General features: G+C 72.2%; 11 protein-coding genes. 6 read left to right on the top strand and 5 right to left on the bottom strand.

The window, feature by feature from the left end:
- Window positions 1-5 precede the first annotated feature (5 nt).
- From mfd to SPRI_RS21925, 3 genes are all read right to left on the bottom strand, one after another.
- Window positions 6-3539 carry a transcription-repair coupling factor gene (gene mfd, locus SPRI_RS21935; protein ID WP_053557204.1) on the bottom strand — a complete coding sequence of 1178 codons (3534 nt, stop codon included), beginning with the start codon at window positions 3537-3539 and terminating at the stop codon, window positions 6-8.
- Between the two features lie 231 nt (window positions 3540-3770).
- Window positions 3771-6341 carry an ABC transporter permease gene (locus SPRI_RS21930; protein ID WP_005316621.1) on the bottom strand — a complete coding sequence of 857 codons (2571 nt, stop codon included), beginning with the start codon at window positions 6339-6341 and terminating at the stop codon, window positions 3771-3773.
- Window positions 6338-7126 carry an ABC transporter ATP-binding protein gene (locus tag SPRI_RS21925; RefSeq protein WP_005316619.1) on the bottom strand — a complete coding sequence of 263 codons (789 nt, stop codon included), beginning with the start codon at window positions 7124-7126 and terminating at the stop codon, window positions 6338-6340. The genes SPRI_RS21930 and SPRI_RS21925 overlap by 4 nt, the downstream gene beginning before the upstream one ends.
- Window positions 7127-7512: 386 nt before the next feature.
- Between SPRI_RS21925 and SPRI_RS21920 the strand changes: the two genes are divergently transcribed.
- The 4 genes from SPRI_RS21920 to SPRI_RS21905 all read left to right on the top strand — a co-directional run bounded on the left by SPRI_RS21920 (window position 7513) and on the right by SPRI_RS21905 (window position 12775).
- On the top strand, window positions 7513-9036 hold the full coding sequence (locus SPRI_RS21920) for an MFS transporter (protein WP_005316616.1): 1524 nt from the start codon (window positions 7513-7515) through the stop codon (window positions 9034-9036).
- A gap of 225 nt (window positions 9037-9261) precedes the next feature.
- Window positions 9262-10545, top strand: coding sequence for an MFS transporter (locus SPRI_RS21915; RefSeq protein ID WP_005316615.1), 1284 nt, complete (start codon window positions 9262-9264; stop codon window positions 10543-10545).
- A 158-nt stretch (window positions 10546-10703) separates the two neighbouring features.
- On the top strand, window positions 10704-11177 hold the full coding sequence (locus tag SPRI_RS36515) for a DUF485 domain-containing protein (RefSeq protein ID WP_005316612.1): 474 nt from the start codon (window positions 10704-10706) through the stop codon (window positions 11175-11177).
- Window positions 11174-12775: a sodium/solute symporter gene (locus SPRI_RS21905; RefSeq protein WP_053557203.1), complete on the top strand. Its 1602-nt coding sequence runs from the start codon at window positions 11174-11176 to the stop codon at window positions 12773-12775. Before SPRI_RS36515 ends, SPRI_RS21905 begins: the two co-directional genes overlap by 4 nt.
- A 474-nt stretch (window positions 12776-13249) precedes the next feature.
- On the opposite strand, the gene SPRI_RS21900 is transcribed toward SPRI_RS21905, so the two are convergent.
- Entirely contained in the window at window positions 13250-16030 is a 2781-nt protein-coding gene (locus SPRI_RS21900) for an SUKH-4 family immunity protein (RefSeq protein WP_053557202.1), read from the bottom strand.
- A gap of 7 nt (window positions 16031-16037) precedes the next feature.
- Complete coding sequence (locus tag SPRI_RS21895) at window positions 16038-17051, bottom strand: SMI1/KNR4 family protein (RefSeq protein ID WP_078951276.1); 1014 nt, start codon at window positions 17049-17051, stop codon at window positions 16038-16040.
- 231 nt (window positions 17052-17282) lie between these two features.
- Here SPRI_RS21895 and SPRI_RS21890 point away from each other — a divergent pair, with 231 nt between their 5' ends.
- Together SPRI_RS21890 and SPRI_RS21885 are read left to right on the top strand one after the other, a co-directional pair.
- Window positions 17283-17789 carry a YwqJ-related putative deaminase gene (locus tag SPRI_RS21890; protein ID WP_037774454.1) on the top strand — a complete coding sequence of 169 codons (507 nt, stop codon included), beginning with the start codon at window positions 17283-17285 and terminating at the stop codon, window positions 17787-17789.
- A 10-nt stretch (window positions 17790-17799) separates the two neighbouring features.
- Window positions 17800-18291, top strand: a complete 492-nt coding sequence (locus tag SPRI_RS21885; RefSeq protein ID WP_005316599.1) for an SUKH-3 domain-containing protein — start codon at window positions 17800-17802, stop codon at window positions 18289-18291.
- Window positions 18292-18383: the final 92 nt, after the last annotated feature.

The raw sequence follows: 18383 nt of genomic DNA, 5'->3' as shown, positions 1-18383 counted from the left end.
GTCCGCTACGAGCCGAGGATCGTCGTCAGGAACTCGCCGGTCCACGCCAGCAGTTCGCGCCCCACCACCGGCTTGCCGCCGATCTTGCCGCTCGTCGGCCGGGGCACCAGGATCTGGTGGACGGCCGGCTTGATGACCGTGCGCGGATGGAGCCGCTTGAGCCGCAGTTCCTGGGACTCGCGCAACTCCACGGGCGCGAAGCGGATGTTGGACCCCTGGAGCACGATCTCGCCGACGCCGCAGGCACGGGCGAGCATCCGCAGACCGGCGACCAGCAGGAGGTTCTCCACGGGCTCCGGCAGCTTGCCGTAGCGGTCGGTGAGTTCCTCGCGGACCGCCTTGATGTCCTCCTCCGTGTTGGCGGAGGCGATCGCCCGGTACGCCTGGAGCCGCAGCCGCTCGCCCGGGGCGTAGTCGTGCGGGACGTGGGCGTCGACGGGGAGTTCGATCTTGACCTCGAGCGGGGGCTCCTCCTCCACACCGCCCTCCAGCGAGGCGCGGTAGTCGGCGACCGCCTCACCGACCATGCGGACGTACAGGTCGAAGCCGACGCCCGCGATGTGGCCCGACTGTTCGCCGCCGAGCAAATTGCCTGCGCCGCGGATCTCGAGGTCCTTCATCGCGACGTACATGCCCGCGCCCATCTCCGTGTGCTGGGCGATCGTGGCGAGACGCTCGTGCGCGGTCTCCGTGAGCGGCTTCTCCGGCGGGTAGAGGAAGTAGGCGTACCCCCGCTCCCGGCTCCGGCCGACACGGCCGCGCAGCTGGTGGAGCTGCGAGAGGCCGAAGTTGTCGCCACGCTCCACGATGAGGGTGTTGGCGTTGGCGATGTCGATACCGGACTCGACGATCGTCGTGGAGACCAGCACGTCGAACTTCTTCTCCCAGAAGTCCACGACGACCTGCTCCAGCGCCGATTCCGACATCTGACCGTGCGCGGTGGCGATGCGCGCCTCCGGCACGATCTCGCGCAGCCGCGCCGCGGCCCGGTCGATCGACTCGACGCGGTTGTGGATGTAGAAGACCTGGCCCTCGCGCAGCAGTTCACGCCGCACGGCGGCACCGATCTGCTTCTCCTCGTACGGGCCGACGAAGGTGAGCACCGGGTGCCGCTCCTCCGGCGGGGTGGTGATCGTCGACATCTCGCGGATGCCGGTCACCGCCATCTCCAGCGTGCGGGGGATGGGCGTGGCGGACATCGTCAGGACGTCCACGTCGGCCCGCAGCTTCTTCAGCTGCTCCTTGTGCTCGACGCCGAAGCGCTGCTCCTCGTCGACGATGACGAGGCCCAGGTCCTTGAACTTGGTCTCGGAGGAGAAGAGGCGGTGCGTGCCGATCACGATGTCGACCGAGCCGTCCCGCAGTCCTTCGAGCGTCGCCTTCGCGTCGGCGTCCGACTGGAAACGCGACAACGCCCGGGTCACCACGGGGAACTGCGAGTAGCGCTCTGAGAAGGTGCCGAAGTGCTGCTGGACGAGGAGGGTCGTGGGGACGAGGACGGCGACCTGCTTGCCGTCCTGGACCGCCTTGAAGGCCGCCCGGACCGCGATCTCCGTCTTGCCGTAGCCGACGTCGCCGCAGATCAGCCGGTCCATCGGGACCGTCTTCTCCATGTCCTCCTTGACCTCGGCGATCGTCGAGAGCTGGTCGGGCGTCTCCACGTAAGCGAAGGCGTCCTCCAGCTCCCGCTGCCACGGCGTGTCCGGGCCGAAGGCGTGGCCGGGGGCGGCCATGCGGGCCGAGTACAGCTTGATCAGGTCCGCGGCGATCTCCTTGACCGCCTTCTTCGCGCGCGCCTTGGTCTTCGTCCAGTCCGCTCCGCCGAGCCGGTGGAGTGTCGGCGCCTCGCCACCCACGTACTTGGTGACCTGCTCCAGCTGGTCGGTCGGAATGTAGAGGCGGTCGCCGGGCTGGCCGCGCTTGGCGGGGGCGTACTCGACGAGCAGGTACTCGCGGGTCGCGCCCTGGACCGTGCGCTGCACCATCTCCAGGTAGCGGCCCACGCCGTGCTGCTCGTGGACGATGTAGTCGCCGGCCTCGAGGGTCAGCGGGTCGATCGTCTTGCGGCGTCTGGTCGGCATCCGCCGGCCGTCCTTGCCGGCCGCCTTCTGGCCGGTCAGGTCGGTCTCGGTGAGGACGGCCAGCTTGAGCCCCGGGTCGACGAAGCCGTAGTCGATGGAACCGCAGGCGACGTGGACGACCGACGGTGTGATCTCGGTCAGGTCGGCGTCCAGCCGTGCCGCGATGCCCTCGCTCCCCAGCACCTCCACCGTGCGGGAGGCGGGGCCGTGCGCCTCCGTCACGAACACGGTGCGCCAGCCGTCGGCCAGCCAGCCCTTGGTGTCGGCGAGCGCGCGGGCGGTGTCACCGCGGTACGTGTCCGGGGCGTGCATGCCGAGCTTGACGGTGTCGTCCTCCTGGTCGGATGCCTCCGACGCGAACGGGGACACGGACCACCACATCATCCCGAGCTCGCGCGCCCGGTCCCGTACGTCCGCGATGCCCCACAGGGAGGCCGCGCCGACGTCGATCGGGGCCTCGCCACCGCCCGCGGTGGCGGCCCAGGACGCCTGGAGGAACTCCTGGGACGTCGCCACCAGGTCGGCCGCCCGTGTCCGCACCCGCTCCGGGTCGCACACCACGGCCATCGAGCCCTGCGGCAGGACGTCCAGCAGCAGTTCCATCTCGTCGACGAGCACCGGCGCGAGGGATTCCATGCCCTCGACCGCGATACCCTCGGCGATCTTGCCCAGCAGCTCGCCCAGCTCGGGGTGGGCCTCCGCGAGGGCGGCGGCACGCCGCCGCACCTCGGTGGTCAGCAGGAGCTCACGGCAGGGCGGGGCCCACAGCCCGTGCTCCGCGATCTCCAGGGACCTCTGGTCGGCGACCTTGAAGTAGCGGATCTCCTCGACGTCGTCGCCCCAGAACTCCACCCGAAGGGGGTGCTCCTCCGTCGGCGGGAAGACGTCCAGGATGCCGCCGCGCACGGCGAACTCGCCGCGCTTCTCGACCAGTTCCACCCGCGAGTAGGCGGCCGCGGCCAGCCCTTCGACGACGTCGTTCAGATCGGCCTGCTGCCCCGTGCGCAGCGAAACGGGCTCGAGGTCGCCCAACCCCTTGACCTGCGGCTGGAGCACGGACCGTACGGGCGCGACCACGACCCGCACGGGCCCTGTCGACGGGTCGTCGGCCGACGGGTGGGCCAGGCGGCGCAGCACGGCGAGGCGGCGGCCGACGGTGTCGGAGCGGGGCGAGAGCCGCTCGTGCGGCAGCGTCTCCCACGCCGGGTACTCGACGACGCCCTCGTCCGGCAGCAGCGACCGCAGCGCGGCGGCCAGGTCCTCGGCCTCCCGGCCGGTGGCGGTGACGGCCAGCACGGTGCGGCCGGCGTCGCGGGCCAGGGCGGCCACGGCGAAGGGCCGCGCCGCGGGCGGCCCCACCAGGTCCACATGCGTACGGCGGCCGTCGCCGGCCGCCTTGACCGCTTCGGCGAGCGCCGGGTCACGTACGACGGCATCGAGCAGACCGTGCAGGCTCATGAAGGGGTTCCGTCCAGGGGGCAGGGGTGGGCAACGCGAGGCGCCCGACACGTGGTACGGGCCGGGGGTCTCCAGACTACGTCCTGCCGATGTCACTCGCGCGAGCGACAAGGGACGCCCCGGCGTCCGGCGCCGGGGCAGCGCGGCGGCCCCGGGCGTCCGCCAAGGACGCCCGGGGCCGTTCGGAGTGCGGGTGGGACCGGACCCCCGTACCGGGCCCACCGGTGGGTGCTACTCCGTCGCGATCGCGTTCAGGACGTTCATCCGGCCGGCCCGGAAGGCCGGTACCAGGGCCGCGAAGAGGCCCACGAACGCCGAGCCCACGAAGACCGTGATGATCGTCGGCCACGGGATCTCCAGGACGCCCAGTCCCTCCAGGGCCAGCAGCTGCTGGGCGGAGGTGCCCCAGCCCATGCCGAGGCCGAGGCCCAGCAGCGCTCCGAAGAGGGCGATGACCACCGACTCGAGGCGGATCATGCGGCGCAGCTGGCGGCGCGAGAGGCCGATGGCCCGCATCAGGCCGATCTCCCTGGTCCGCTCGACCACCGACAGGGCCAGGGTGTTCACCACACCGAGGATCGCGACGATGATCGCGAGAGCCAGCAGGCCGTAGACGATGTTGAGCAGCTGCCCGATCTGGTCCTTCAGGTCCTGCTTGAAGTCGGTCTGGTTCTGCACCTTGTACTGCGGGTACCCGGCGAGCGACTTCTTCAGTGCGGTGTACGCCTCCTTCTCCTGGCCGTCGACCGCCTTGGCGAACATGATCATGTTCTCGGGCATCTTCTCGGCCGGGACGTACTGCGCGGCGGTCGTGATGTTCAGGTACATCGCGCCCTTGTCGACGTTCGTGTCGTCGGAGGTGATCGCGGCGACCTTGAGATCGGCGGGGCTGCCGTTCTTGAACTCGACCTTGATCGTGTCGCCGACCTTCACGCCGCGCTTCTCCGCGTAGTCGCTGCCGACGGACATCGCGTCCTTGCCGTAGGCGGCGGAGAGCTCACCCGCCAGCGTCTCGCGGCGCAGATCCTTCGCGTACGTCGGGTCCGCGGCGACCAGTTGCAGGTCCTCCGCCGTGCCGTCAGGGGCGGTGATCTTCGCGTCGACGCCCTTGTACTCGGTGACGTGCTCGAGGCCCGGCGTCTTCTTCAGGGCCTCCTGCGCCTGCGGCACGATGGGCCCCATGGTGGCGGACTGCACGATGAAGTCGGCGCCCACCGACTTGTCGAGCTCCTCCGTCGCCGACGCCACCATCGAGGAGCCGACCACCGACAGGCACGCCACCAGGGCGAGGCCGATCATCAGGGCGGCGCCGGTGGCTCCCGTGCGGCGCGGGTTGCGCAGCGCGTTGCGCTCGGCCATCCGGCCGACCGGGCCGAACATCCGCAGCACCAGGGCGCTGATCACACGCACCACACCGCCCGCCAGGAGCGGGCCGACCACGACGAAGCCGATCAGTGACAGCACCACACCGAGGCCGAGGAACATCGACCCCTCGCTCGCCTTGTCCGCCTGCGTGGCGACCAGCAGGGCCGCGGCGCCGGCACCGGTGAGGACGAGGCCGATGCCGCCGCGGATCCGGCCCGCCCTGCCGTCGGCCGGCATGCCCGAGTCGCGCAGTGCCGCCATGGGCGAGACCTTGCCGGCGCGGCGCGCCGGGATGTAGGCGGCGAGGACGGTGACGACGATGCCGAGCACCATGCCGACCACGGGGGTCGTCCACTTCACCGTCAGGTCGTCGGTGGAGAGGTTCATGCCGACCGCGGACATCATCTTCATCAGCCCGACGGCGAGCCCGACACCGGCGGCCACACCGGCGATCGAGCCGACCAGGCCCAGCAGCAGCGCCTCGACGAGCACGGAGCGGTTGACCTGCTTACGGCTCGACCCGATGGCGCGCATCAGGCCGATCTCCCGGGTGCGCTGGGCGACCAGCATCGAAAAGGTGTTGACGATCAGGAAGATGCCGACGAGGAAGGCGATCCCGGCGAAGCCGAGCATCGCGTACTTCATCACGTCGAGGAACGAGCCGACCTCCTCGCGTCCGGAGTCCGCCGCTTCCTTCGCGGTCTGGAGCTTGTACGGCTGCTCCAGCGCGGAAGCGAGGTTCTTCTTCAGCGCTTCGTCACTGACGCCCTCGTCGGCGACGACCATGACGTTGGTGAACAAACCCTCTTTGCCGAGCAGTTCACGCTGCGCGGTGGCGGTGTCGTAGAAGACGACGGCGGCACCGGGGTTGGTGACCTTGAAGGACGCGATGCCGGTGATCTTCGCGGTGAAGTCGCCGGTGACGGCGATCGTCCGCAGTTCGTCGCCCAGCTTCAGCTTGTGCTTGTCGGCCGTGTCGGCGTCGACCATGACCTCGGTGGGGCCGCGCGGGGCGTGGCCCGAGGCGATCTCCATCGACCTGAGGTCGTTCCTGGTCCAGTTGGCCGCGATCGTCGGGGCGCCGGAGGTGGAGCCCATGTTCTTGTTCTTCGAGTCGACGACGGTGACGCTCATGCTGGACACGGCACCCTCGGCCGACTTCACCCCCTCGACCTTGCCGACCTGCTCGACGAGGGAGGCGGGCAGCGTCTCCGGCCTTCCGGTCGCCGGGGCCTCCGTGTCCTCGGCGCCCTTGGGGCTGACGGTCACGTCCGCGGAGGAGACGGCGAAGAGCTTGTCGAACGTGGTGTTCATGGTGTCGGTGAACACGAGCGTGCCCGACACGAAGGCCACGGACAGCAGCACGGCGACGGCAGAGAGGGCCATCCGCCCCTTGTGCGCGAAGAAGTTGCGCAGCGAGGTTCTGAAGACGGTCATGACGTCCGCCCGCGCGCGTCGAAGTCCTTCATGCGGTCGAGGACGGCCTCCGCGGTCGGCCGGAGCATCTCGTCGACGATGCGGCCGTCCGCCAGGTAGAGGACACGGTCCGCGTAGGAGGCGGCGACCGGGTCGTGCGTGACCATCACGATGGTCTGGCCCAGCTCGTCGACCGACCTGCGCAGGAAGCCGAGCACTTCGGCGCCCGCCCGCGAGTCCAGGTTTCCGGTGGGCTCGTCACCGAAGATGATCTCCGGCCGGGCGGCGAGGGCACGGGCGACGGCGACCCGCTGCTGCTGGCCGCCGGAGAGCTGGGTGGGACGGTGCCGTAGCCGCTCGCCCAGTCCGACCGTCTCCACGACCCGGTTCAGCCAGGCGGCGTCGGGCTTACGGCCGGCGATGTCCATGGGGAGCGTGATGTTCTCCAGGGCGTTCAGCGTCGGCAGCAGGTTGAACGCCTGGAAGATGAAGCCGATCCGGTCCCGGCGCAGCCGCGTGAGCTTCTTGTCCTTCAGGCCGGTGATCTCGGTGTCGTCGATGAAGATCTGACCCGAGGTGACGGTGTCGAGACCGGCCAGGCAGTGCATGAGGGTCGACTTGCCGGAGCCGGACGGGCCCATGATGGCGGTGAACTGCCCGCGGGCGATGTCCACGTCGACGTGATCGAGCGCGACGACACGGGTCTCCCCCGCGCCGTACGCCTTGACGACCTGCCGCCCCCGTGCGGCGACGGCCGTGCGCCCTCCGGTCTCCCCGGGTGCGGGGGTGGTTACAGCCGTAGTCACGGTAGGTCTCCTAGCTCTGGGGAAAGTGCGGTCTGGTTCCGGCGAACACGTCGCCGCGGGTATGTGTCGAGTCTTCCGACGGAAGCGGTCCGGCGCGCTGGTGCGCAGCGCAGTCTTGGTCCGGGGGTTTTCCCCACCCCCGGCCGGAACTGCGTCGATCGCGGGCCTCAGCTGCGGCCGTAAGAACAAGTTAAGGAACGCGGCGGTGCCTTCACGTCGTCCGCCGGGACGAACGTCCCCCCGGCAGAAGTAAGGAGGAGCCCCTAGGGGGACTCCACCCCCGGGTGGACCCGGTGTACGACGAGACTGCACCCTCCCCCTGCGTCAGCCTCAAGTGAGAAGGTGTCCCCAGAAATAGATGCATGCGGAAAGGACTTGGGGCAGCGATGGGGAGCACCGGCCGCACTGAACGCCTGTCCGGAGCAGACACGGGCGCGGCCGCACCCCCCGGACGGGCACCGGTCGTCGCGGCGCTCATGCTGGGCATGGCGCTGGCCGCGCTCGACGGGACGGTCGTCTCGACCGCCGTGCCCCAGATCGTCGGCGACCTGGGCGGTTTCGCCGTCTTCTCCTGGCTCTTCTCCGGCTACCTCCTCGCCGTCACCGTCACCCTCCCCGTGTACGGCAAGCTCTCCGACACCTTCGGCCGCAAGCCCGTCCTCATCGCCGGCATCGTGCTGTTCCTGCTGGGCTCCCTGCTGTGCGCCGTCGCATGGAACATGGCCGCGCTCATCGCCTTCCGCGTCGTACAGGGCCTCGGCGGCGGGGCGCTCCAGGGCACGGTGCAGACCATCGCCGCCGACCTCTACCCGCTGAAGGAACGGCCCAGGATCCAGGCCAGGCTGTCCACGGTCTGGGCGACGGCGGCGGTGGCGGGTCCCGCGGTCGGCGGACTGCTCGCCGGTTACGCGGACTGGCGCTGGATCTTCCTCGTCAACCTGCCGGTCGGCGCGGTCGCGCTCTTCCTCGTCGCCCGCTACTTCGTGGAGCCGGCCCGGCCCGCTCCCGCGGTCCGGCCCCGCGTCGACTGGGCGGGGGCGCTGTGCGTCTTCGGGGCGGGCGCCCTGCTCCTCACCGCCCTCGTCCAGGGCGGTACCGCGTGGCCCTGGCTCTCCGCCCCCTCCCTGGCGCTGTTCGGTGGCGGGGCCGTCCTCGTCGCGGTCACCGTCGTCGTCGAACGCCGGGCGGCGGAGCCGATCATCCCGGGCTGGGTCTGGCGTCGCCGTACCATCGCCGCGGTCAACCTGGCCCTGGGCGCACTGGGCCTGCTGATGGTCGCGCCCACCGTCTTCCTCCCGACCTACGCCCAGTCCGTCCTCGGCCTCGGTCCGATCGCCGCGGGCTTCGTCCTGTCGGTGATGACGCTGAGCTGGCCGGTCAGCGCCGCCCTGTCCGACCGGGTCTACAACCGCATCGGGTTCCGGCGGACCGCGATCCTGGGCATCACCGCCGCCATGCTGGTCCTGCTGTCCTTCCCGCTGCTGCCGTTTCCCGGCGAGCCGTGGCAGCCGGCTCTCGCCATGCTGCTGCTCGGCGCGGCCCTCGGCCTGTTCCAACTCCCCCTGATCGTGGGCGTGCAGTCCACCGTCGGCTGGTCGGAGCGCGGCACCACGACCGCGTCCGTCCTCTTCTGCCGCCAGGTCGGCCAGTCCATGGGCGCGGCCCTCTTCGGCGCGGTCGCCAACGCGGTGCTGCTCTCCCGCCTCGGCGGCGGCAGCCTCGACTCGGTGTCCCACGCGCTGGAGAACCCGGCCACGCTGACGGCCGACGCCACCGAGGGCCTGCGGCGGGCGGTGGACGCGGCGGTCGACCACGTCTACGTGGGCGCGGCGGCCGCGGCCGGGGCCGCGCTGCTGGTCCTGGTGTTCGTGGCGCCGAAGCGGTTCCCGGTCCGGACGGACGCGGAGTGACGCGCGCGTTCGCCGGGGCGCGGACGGCCGGGGCCGTCGGGTGGGAGGACGGCCTCCTGGGCGGGGGCGCCGACGGCCCGGGCGGCCCCGCTCGGGGGTGGCCCGCTACCGCAGCGGCGCCTGTTGTGGCGTGGACTCGACGGTACGCCCGAACCCGTTGGATCCCAGGGGACCCACCTGGTCGAATCCTCTCGTCAACGATCCGCTGCGGCAGGAGGAACCACTGTGGGACGGCAGCGGCTCGGGCGCTCGTTCGGACTGCTGTGGTCGGCCTACGCGACCGGCACCGTGGGCACCTGGCTCGCGTTCGGGGCGTTCCCGCTGATCGCCATCCAGGTCCTCGGCGCCGGCCCGGCCGCGGTCTCCGCACTGGCGGCCACCGGCCCGGCGGCCGGCGCGATGCTGGCCCTGCCGCTCGGCCAGTGGATCGAGCAACGGCGCAGGAAACCGGTCCTGATCGCCACGTACGCCGTCCGGTTCGCCGCCCTCCTGAGCATCCCGGTCGCCTACGCCGCAGGGCTGCTGACGTACCCCCAACTGCTCGCCGTCTCCGTGGTCGGGGCTGCGGCGAACATCGCCGGCACCGCCGCGAGCGGCGCGTATCTGAGGTCGCTGGTGACCCCCGGTCAGCTCCTTGTCGCAGGCGCCCGCTTCGAGTCGACCACCTGGACCGCCACCGCCGTGGGCCCCACCCTCGGCGGCGCGGCAGTGACCCTGCTGGGGCCGGTGGCCACCGTGATCGCCAACGCGGCCGGGTTCCTGCTGTCCGCCCTGGCGATCGGCGCGATCCGGGACCACGGCACGGGGACAGCGCCCCGGGCCACGACGAGGCCCCGGTCCACCGCCGTGCTGGACGGGTGGCGGTTCATCCTCGCCGACCGCGACCTGCGTCCGCTGTTCTGGAACACCGTGACCGTCAACGCACTGATCATGGCGACCGAACCACTGCTGGCCGTTCTGCTGCTCGGCGACCTGGACTGGTCGGCATGGCAGTACGGGCTCGCGTTCGGCCTGCCCTGTCTCGGCGGGTTCCTCGGCGCCCGGCTCGCTCCCCGCCTGGCGGCCCGCCACGGGCACCGCCGCGTGCTGCTGGTGTCGGGCGTGCTGCGCGCGATGTGGCCGATCGGCCTCGTCCTCGTGACCCCGGGCACCGCGGGCATGTTCGTCGTCCTCGCCGTCGAACTGGTTCTGATCACCTGCATGGGCGTGTTCAACCCGCTCTTCGCGACAGAGCGCCTCGAGAGGGTGCCTGCCGAGCAGGTCACCCGCGTCCTGGTGGCGTGGCGCGCGACCAACGCCTGGGCGATCGCCGTCCTGACCGCGCTGTGGGGTGTCCTGGCCGCCGCCATCGGCGCGCGAGCCGCGATCGGGGCGGCCGGTGTGCTGCTCCTGGCCACTCCGCTGTTGCTCCCGCGTCGCACGGATCTGCCGAAACCGGCCGGTGAGTCCGCGACCGGCACGGAAGAAGCCGGAGACCTTCCGGGAATTCCCGGCAAGCACGGCATTTGACCCCTGTTACCGCCGGTCCGTTCGCTCCTGCACAGGATCGTCACCGAACTGACATACCAGCGGGTCGGCAAGGCCTTACTTCTTCGCTCTACCCGTGAGTAACGTACGCGGACCACCAGCGCCACCCGCCCACCCTCGGGGCGGCAAGGAGCAAGTCGATGTCGTACCACCACCAGCTCTTCCCTGATCCGCCGCCGCAGCCACGGGCCCCCGGCAGGCACCGCCAGGAGGCGGCGGACCCGGCATGGGGCTTCGAACCGCAGCCCTGGGACCGGCCGCACGGCCCGCAGCACCACCAGGCCGACGACGGGCACGTCCGCGAACTGCAAAGCCTCGGCTCGGCCTATCGCAGGCTGCGGCGCGTCTCGACGCTCACCGCCCTCGGCTACTTCGTCCTCTTCCTGCTCCTGTCCGCCTACGCCCCCTCGTCGATGACCGGCGAGGTCAGCGGCGGCCTCACCGGCGGACTGGTGCTGGGGCTCGTCCAACTGCCCGTGGCGCTGGCGGCCATCGCCGTCTACGAGCGGATCGCCCGCAGGCGCGTGGACCCGCTCGTCGCCTCCGTCAGGCAACGCGCCGAGCGGTCCGCCCAGCACGGCGGACGGCAGCCGATGGGAGGGGCGCGCGCGTGAACGGATTCAGCTCCGAGGCCCAGACCATGTCCCTCATGGCGTTCATCGCCGTCATCACCGTGACGCTGCTGCTGTGCGTGATGACCGGGCCCGACCGGGACGACCTCGGCGAGTTCTACACCGGCTACCGCTCCCTGACCCCCATGCAGAGCGGGCTCGCCATCGCGGGCGACTACATCTCCGCCGGAACCGTGCTCGGCACCATCGGCATCATCGCGCTCCTCGGGTACGACGGCCTGACCCTCACCCTGAGCACGGTGCTGTCGCTGGTCCTGATGATGTTCCTGCTGGCCGAACCCCTGCGGAACGCGGGACGGTTCACCATGGGCGACGTCTTCGGCCGCCGCGCCCCGGGCCCCGTCGTACGGATCACCGCCGCGGCCGTCACCCTCACCGCGCTGCTGCCGCTGGTCATCTTCCAGCTGGCCGGCGCGGGCGACCTGCTCGCCGTCGTCCTCGGCTTCCACGCCGACGGGTTCAAGACCGGGTCGATCGTGTTCCTCGGACTGCTGATGATCACGTACGCGGCGATCGGCGGCATGAAGGGCACGGCCTTCATCCAGATCGTCAAGACCGTCGTCCTGCTCGGCGCGGCCACCGTCATCGCCGTACTGATCCTCGAACGCTTCGACTTCAGCCCGCCCGCGCTGCTCGACGCCGCCAAGGAAGGCAGCGGGCTGAGGGACGCGTACCTCACGCCCGGGCTGCAGTTCGGCGGCGACGGACTCGACATGGTCAGCACCCAGTTGACCGTCGTGCTCGGCGCGGCGGTGCTGCCCCACATCACGATGCGCATGTTCACCGCCCGCAACGCGAGGGCCGTGCGGCGCTCCATGTCCTGGGCCGTGTCGATCGTCGTCGTCACCTGCCTGCTGATCGCGGTGATCGGCTTCGGCGCCGCCGCGCTCGTCGGGCACAAGGAACTCGCCGCCGGGGACCCGCAGGGCAAGACCGCGTTCCTGATGGTGAGCCAGGCGGTCATGGGCCCCGACCCGAACACCGTCGAGACGCTGGTGTTCACCGCCGTGGCCACCGCGATCTTCCTCACGCTGCTCGCCTCCGTCGCGGGGATCACCCTGGCGTGCGCCAACACCCTGGCCCACGACCTGATCGCGCACGGGCTGCGCGACGCGAGGCTCACGGACCGCGCCGAGATGGTCATCGCCCGGGCCGCCGCCGCGGGCGTCGGCCTCGTCGCCATCGCGATCGCCGCGGGCGCCAGGCACCTGAACCTCCAGGCGCTGCTGACCCTGTCCTTCTGCATCGGCGCGTCCGCGGTCGCCCCCGCCCTCGTCTACACCCTCTTCTGGCGCCGCTACACCCGTACGGGACTGCTCGCCACGCTCATCGTGGGCACCGTCTCCGCGCTCGTCCTGACGGCCGGGAGCAACCTGGTGTCGGGATCACCGCAGTCGGTCTTCCCGGACCAGGACTTCAACTGGTTCCCCTACACCACGGCCGGCCTGGTCTCCATCCCCCTGGGCTTCCTCGCCGGCTGGCTCGCGACGGTCCTCTACGACAACGACGCGGCGGCCCAGCGCGCCCGCTACGAGGACCTGGAACCGACGATTCTCGCGGGGGCGCCGACGAACTCCTGACCGCACGCCGAACGGGGGCGCCCGGTCCGTGGGCCACGGACGGGGCGCCCTCGTGCGTCATGACGTCAGTGCCTGCGGAGTTGCCCGGCCGGAGCCGGTAGCCGGGACCGCCCGGGGGGTACGGCGCGGGCCGGTCGACCTCCGTGCCGGGCCGGACCGCGGCGTGGATCGGGACGTGTGGAGTGGCCCTTCGTGCTCGGCACGTGGCCGACCTCGGTGCTCCTCGTCGAAGTGGGCGTGGACGGCCCGGAGAATCGCCCGCAGAACCGGTGGCGAGGCCCAGGGGACCGTCTCGGCCAAGCCGTCGGGGACCACAGGCGGCAGGACGTTCGCCGGCGACTCCGGCTCGCACCCCCTCGTCGAACACCGCTCCGGTGTACGGGCTCACGCCTGGCATACCAACGGTCTCCGGCACCGAGGTGCGAACGAGCGGTGTGCCCCCGGCCGTACGAGCCGGGGGCACACCGCCAGGACCTAGAGCAGGCCGTCCCACATCTGCTCGAGGAGCACCGACCACCAGCTCTCCGGCGACGCCAGCGCCGCCGGGTCCAGGGCGGCCAGTTGGGCCTGGAAGTCGACCGTCCAGCGGCCCGCCTGCTCCGGTGTGAGGCCGAAGCGCAGCCGCCACATACGGCCGAGCAGGGCGAGAGAGCGCGTGAACTCGGGCAGGCCCGTGTTCACGAACTGCGGGGCCACGGGCTGACCGCCCGGACCGGACTCCACCGGCACCGCCACGATGTGCGCCGTGCCGTACTGGACGCAGATCGCCCGGCCGAAGTCGCTGCCGATCACCAGGTACGAACCGGCGTCGGACGCCGGCTGCACCTGCCGCTGGGCGGCGAGCTCCGCCAGCGTCGGCACCACCGGCTGGGCCGGCTGCGCCCAGAAGAAGGGGTTGAAGTCGCCCGGCAGCCCCGCCCACACCAGGGTCGCCGCCACGATCTCCGGCACACCCTGACGCGACACGGCCCGCTGGTCGAACCGGCACAGACCCTGCGGTCCGAACGCGCCGACCAGCTCCTGCGCCACGCCCTCCGGCGGGATCGGCGGCGCCGGCGGCACCTGCGGCAGCGGGGAGCGCACCGGCGCAGGGCGGGCGGGCCCGTCCGCGACCTGGTGCAACTCGCCTTGGTGCGAGAGCAGTTGCTGCATGCCCTGCTGACGCGAGGCGTGGTCCCTGCCGTACGAGGCGATCGACGTGATCCGCGCCTGCGGCCATGTCTCGCGGATCATCCGGGCACAGTACGCACCCGGCAGCTCGCACGACTCCAGCTCCGTGTGCAGTTCCAGCACCTGCTGCGGCGGCACGTTCATCGCGCGCAGCTCGTGCAGGATCTGCCACTCGGGGTGCGGCGTGCCCGGCGCGGAACGCCGGATGAGCTGGGCCTCCGACCCGTCGGGCGCGCGGTAACGGAGCACGGCCTGGTAGCCGGGGCCGACCGTCGGCACGCCGGTGGGCTGCTGCGGGTAGCCGTACGGCGGACGGCCGCCGCCCATCGGAGGCTGCGGCGCGTTCGGTACCGGACCGGGGGCGCCGGGAGGACCGGGCGGGCCGGGCGGCTGCGGAGCCCCGGGACCCATCTGGGCCGGTCCGGCGAGCATGGTCGCGGCCTGGTGCACCCCGCCGGCGGGCGGCGGCGTGGAACCGGGAGGCGCCGGCGAGCCGGGCGGGCCGGGAGGCTGCGGAGCCCCCGGACCCATCTGGCTCGGATCGGCCAGCATGGTCGCCGCATGATGCACACCGCCGGCGGGCGGCGGGGTGGAACCAGGAGGCGGCGTCGAGCCCGGAGCCGCCGGCGGACCGGGCGGCGGCGTGGAACCGGGCGGCCTCGGCGGACCGGGCGGACCGGGAGGCTGCGGAGCCCCAGGACCCATCTGCGCGGGGCCGGCGAGCATGGTCGCGGCCTGGTGCACCCCGCCGGCGGGCGGCGGCGTGGAACCAGGAGGCGCCGGCGGACCGGGCGGCGGCGTGGAACCGGGCGGCCTCGGCGGACCGGGCGGGCCGGGCGGCTGCGGACCCTCGGGGCCGAGCTGGGAGACGAGCTGGGTGGGCAGGTAACCGCCCGCCGGAGCGCCGGGCGCGCCCGGGCCCGAGGGCGGCGGAGTCGCGCCGGGGCCCGGCCGTGCGCCGGGGGTGCCGGGAGCACCGGGCGGCGGCGGGGTCGTGGAGCCGGTGCCGCCGCGCGCACCGCGCGGCGGCAGGACGGCCTTGCTCGTCGCCGCGTCGGCGATGTCGGCCGCTCCGGCGCCCGGGGCGGGCGGCGGCGTCTGCTGCTGCCGCGACGGCTCCGGCTGCGGCTGCGCGCCCAGACCCGGCACGATCGCGGTCCTCGGCAGCTGGCTGCCGCCGGACATCAGCGCCGTGGGCGCGTCGGCCCCGACGGGCGGCGGTGTGCTGCTGTCGTCCAGCGAGACCGGCGGCGCGAACACGGTGGCCGGCAGCGGCACGGACGCGTCGTCGGGACCCGCTGAACTGGTGTCCGTCCATCCGGTGCCCCCGGACGGCGTGGCGGGCACCCCGTCGGAAGCGGTCGGCTCGTAGTCCACCGCCCCGGCACTCGGCCACGCGGATCCGCCCCGTGACGCGTCCGCGCCCTGCGAGGAACCGGCCTCCGGCCACCCGGAGCCGGCCGAGGACGACGCGGAGGCAGCGGAAGAAGAAGAGGACGAGGGAGCGGACGAGGGCGAGGAGGACAGCGATGAGGCAGCCGAACTGCCCGTCGACTGCGAGGCGTTGCTTCCGACGGCACCCTGGTCGTCAAACGCCCCGGCAGCGGGGGCCGGCGACTCGTCCGCGGCCGCGGCGGGAACCGCGGGTTCGGCGGGCGTCGAAGGCCCCGCCGGAGCCGGGGAGTCCGGCGACGAGCGCCGGTCGGGGATGCCCATCCGGTCCGCCGCGTCCTGGAGCCACTCGGGCGGGCTCAACAGGAACGACGTCTGGTTCAGGTCTATGCGCTGCGGCGCTTCCGGCGCCGGAGCCTGCGAGGCGTCCTGGGTGGCCCCGTACTCCTCCTCGTACCGCCGGATCACCTCACCGACCGGCAGCCCCGGCCACAGCGTCGCCTCACCGCTGTCCCTGGCGATCACCAGCCGCTGGCGGCCGCCGTCCGAACGGGCACCCTGCTCGCGGTCCTCCGCCCACACGACGAAACCGAGGTCGAACTCGCGGACCCGCACCTCACGGTGCTGGTACGCGGGCACGTCACCGTTGACCCACTCCTCGGCGCGCTCCTGCGCCTGCGCGAAAGTCACCACCGGTCGATCACCCCTCGCCCGAAACGGGAACGGCGCGCGCGAAGCCGCCGTCCACCATCAGATTCGCCACGGTCTCCAGCTCCGGCGGATTGCCCGCGAGCCGCTGCAGGAACGCGTCGAAGTCCTCGCCGCAGGGCAGCAGCAGCCTCTCCACGCGCTCCTGCACGTGCCACCCGTCCTGGTCGCGGGCGTCGTCGTACGCGCAGAACCACACCGAACCGATGTCCGTGCCCCGCACCTTCAGCGCGAGGATCCCGCCCTGGACGAACGCGACGCCCAGATAGTCCTTGGTGAGATGGTCACGCAGACACTTGTTGACGTACACCAGGTCGTTGACCGCGGCCTCTTCGCGGACCGTGAAGAACGGCTGGTCCACCAGCAGACCCAGCTCCGCGTCGAGCGCCGCGCCGACCGGGGCGGAGCCGCCCGCGGCCTTGAGGAAGGAGCGGTACGCGCCGGGCAGGCGGTATCCGAGGTCCTCCTCGACGTGCCGCAGCTGCTGCTCGGTCACCGACACGGCGCCCTTCGGCAGACCGAAGTGGGCGGGCCGCGTCTCCTGGAGCGGGCGCGTGCCCCGCTTGGAGTGGTCGACGGCCGCCGTCGTCAGACCGCCGTGGTGCCGCAGCAGCGCCTTCACCTCGACGGGCACGAGCTCCAGCCGCCGCGAGTTCGGGACGTGGTGCCACGTCCAGCCGTGGGGCGTCGCGACCGCCGGGACGGTGTCCCACAGGGGGTGCCCGTCCGCGGCCAGGGCGGCGTTCGCGGAGACGAAGTCCGTGAGGCGCAACTCGTCCACGCCGAAGCCCTCGGGAGGCTCCGCGATCTCCGCGGCCGCGCGGGCGTACGGCGAGAAGTCCGGGTATCCCCCGTCGTCGACCCGCACCCCTCTGGGGTGACGGGAGGCACGGACCGGGTCCGGGAAGTGCACGACCTGCCCGGCGTAGGCCGCATTCGGTGGCGCGGTACCCGCACCGGCCCCGGGGCCCGTAGCTGCCCCCAGGCCTTGCCGACCTGTCGTCATGGCGTTCTGCCCCCTGCTGGCTTCTGGCTGGTTCAGCACAGCCTAAGCGGTGCGGCAATAGTGACTGCCTGGCCTCCGGTTCCGTAACGAAGAGTCACTTTCGAGTGACCGAAAGCCCATGAGGTGACACCCCGGCGACACGTTTCAGCTACCCAGCTTCCTTACCAGGCACCCCATTTGGCAGGCTGTCTACCGCACCACGGGGGAGTGCACGGGAGGGACGGCAACACCATGCACACAGCGCAACCAAGCACATCGGGTGATCCACGCCTCAGCTGGAGCGCCGACGGGTCCGGGCGGGCGCCCGGCCTGCGGCACCGCCGTGACGGAATCCTGCCCGCCGTGGCGGCCGCACTCTCCGTGCGCGGCGAGACCCTCACCTGCACGGCCGGGAAGGGCGACCAGCCGCCGGTCCTCCATCCACTCGTACAGGATTTCCTCGACACCCTCACGAGTGGTCAGCGCGAACGTTTCACAGGGCGCTGCCCGGAGGCGATCCTCCTCTCCCGTCATCTGACCGCGGCGGAGACCCAGCGCTCCAAGCGCGCGCAGCGCAAGCCCCTCACCCATGGCGAGGCGAGACGCGCCCTCAAGCATGCGAAGCTCACCGCACGCCGCATCCGCGAGGACGGCGACCCCCTGCACGGGAGCTACGCCCCGCCCTGCCGGTCGTGCACCGCGATGCTCGACCACTTCGGCGTACGCCCCGTCGCCCCGACCGCACCCGAGAACGGCTGACCCGCGACCGATGCCCGACCACCTCAGCACCACCCGCTTCCCCGTCGCCGTCGACGCCGCGCTGCGCGATGCGGGCTGGCAGCCAGGCCGCTGGGACATCAAGCAGGCCGAGCACTGGGCGGACACCCTGCGCGCGCACGTCTCGCCGGCCGGCCATCAGCACACGGTCTTCCCGGCGGTCGTCGAGGCGTGGGCCGAGTTCGGCGGGCTGACCGTCGTCGCGCCCGGGCCGGGACGGCAGCACGCGCCCGCGCCGCTGCGTTTCGACCCCCTCGAAGGCCTCCATCTGGCCCGCACCCTGGCCGACCTCGGCCGGGCCCTCGACACGGAGATCTCGCCGCTCGGCATGGAGGGCGACCAGCAGGCGGTGCTGGCCATGGACGTGGAAGGCCGGGTCTACAGCATCGACCACACCGGCGACTGGTACCTCGGCGCCGACATCGACCAGGCCCTGTCGACCCTCGTCACCGGCGTCCAGCCGACCCGCCTCACCCCAGGCTGAGCGCCCGCGCCTGACCCGGCCCACCCCGTGCTGAGCGCCCCGCCCCGACCGGGCCGGCTGGCTGGCTGGCAGCCCTGGGTCGCGGCGCATCA

Origin of the sequence: Streptomyces pristinaespiralis, assembly GCF_001278075.1 — a bacterium.
Lineage (GTDB): Bacteria > Actinomycetota > Actinomycetes > Streptomycetales > Streptomycetaceae > Streptomyces > Streptomyces pristinaespiralis.
Note: the sequence above shows the minus strand (reverse complement) of the source record. Positions and strands in the feature narration are given on the sequence as shown.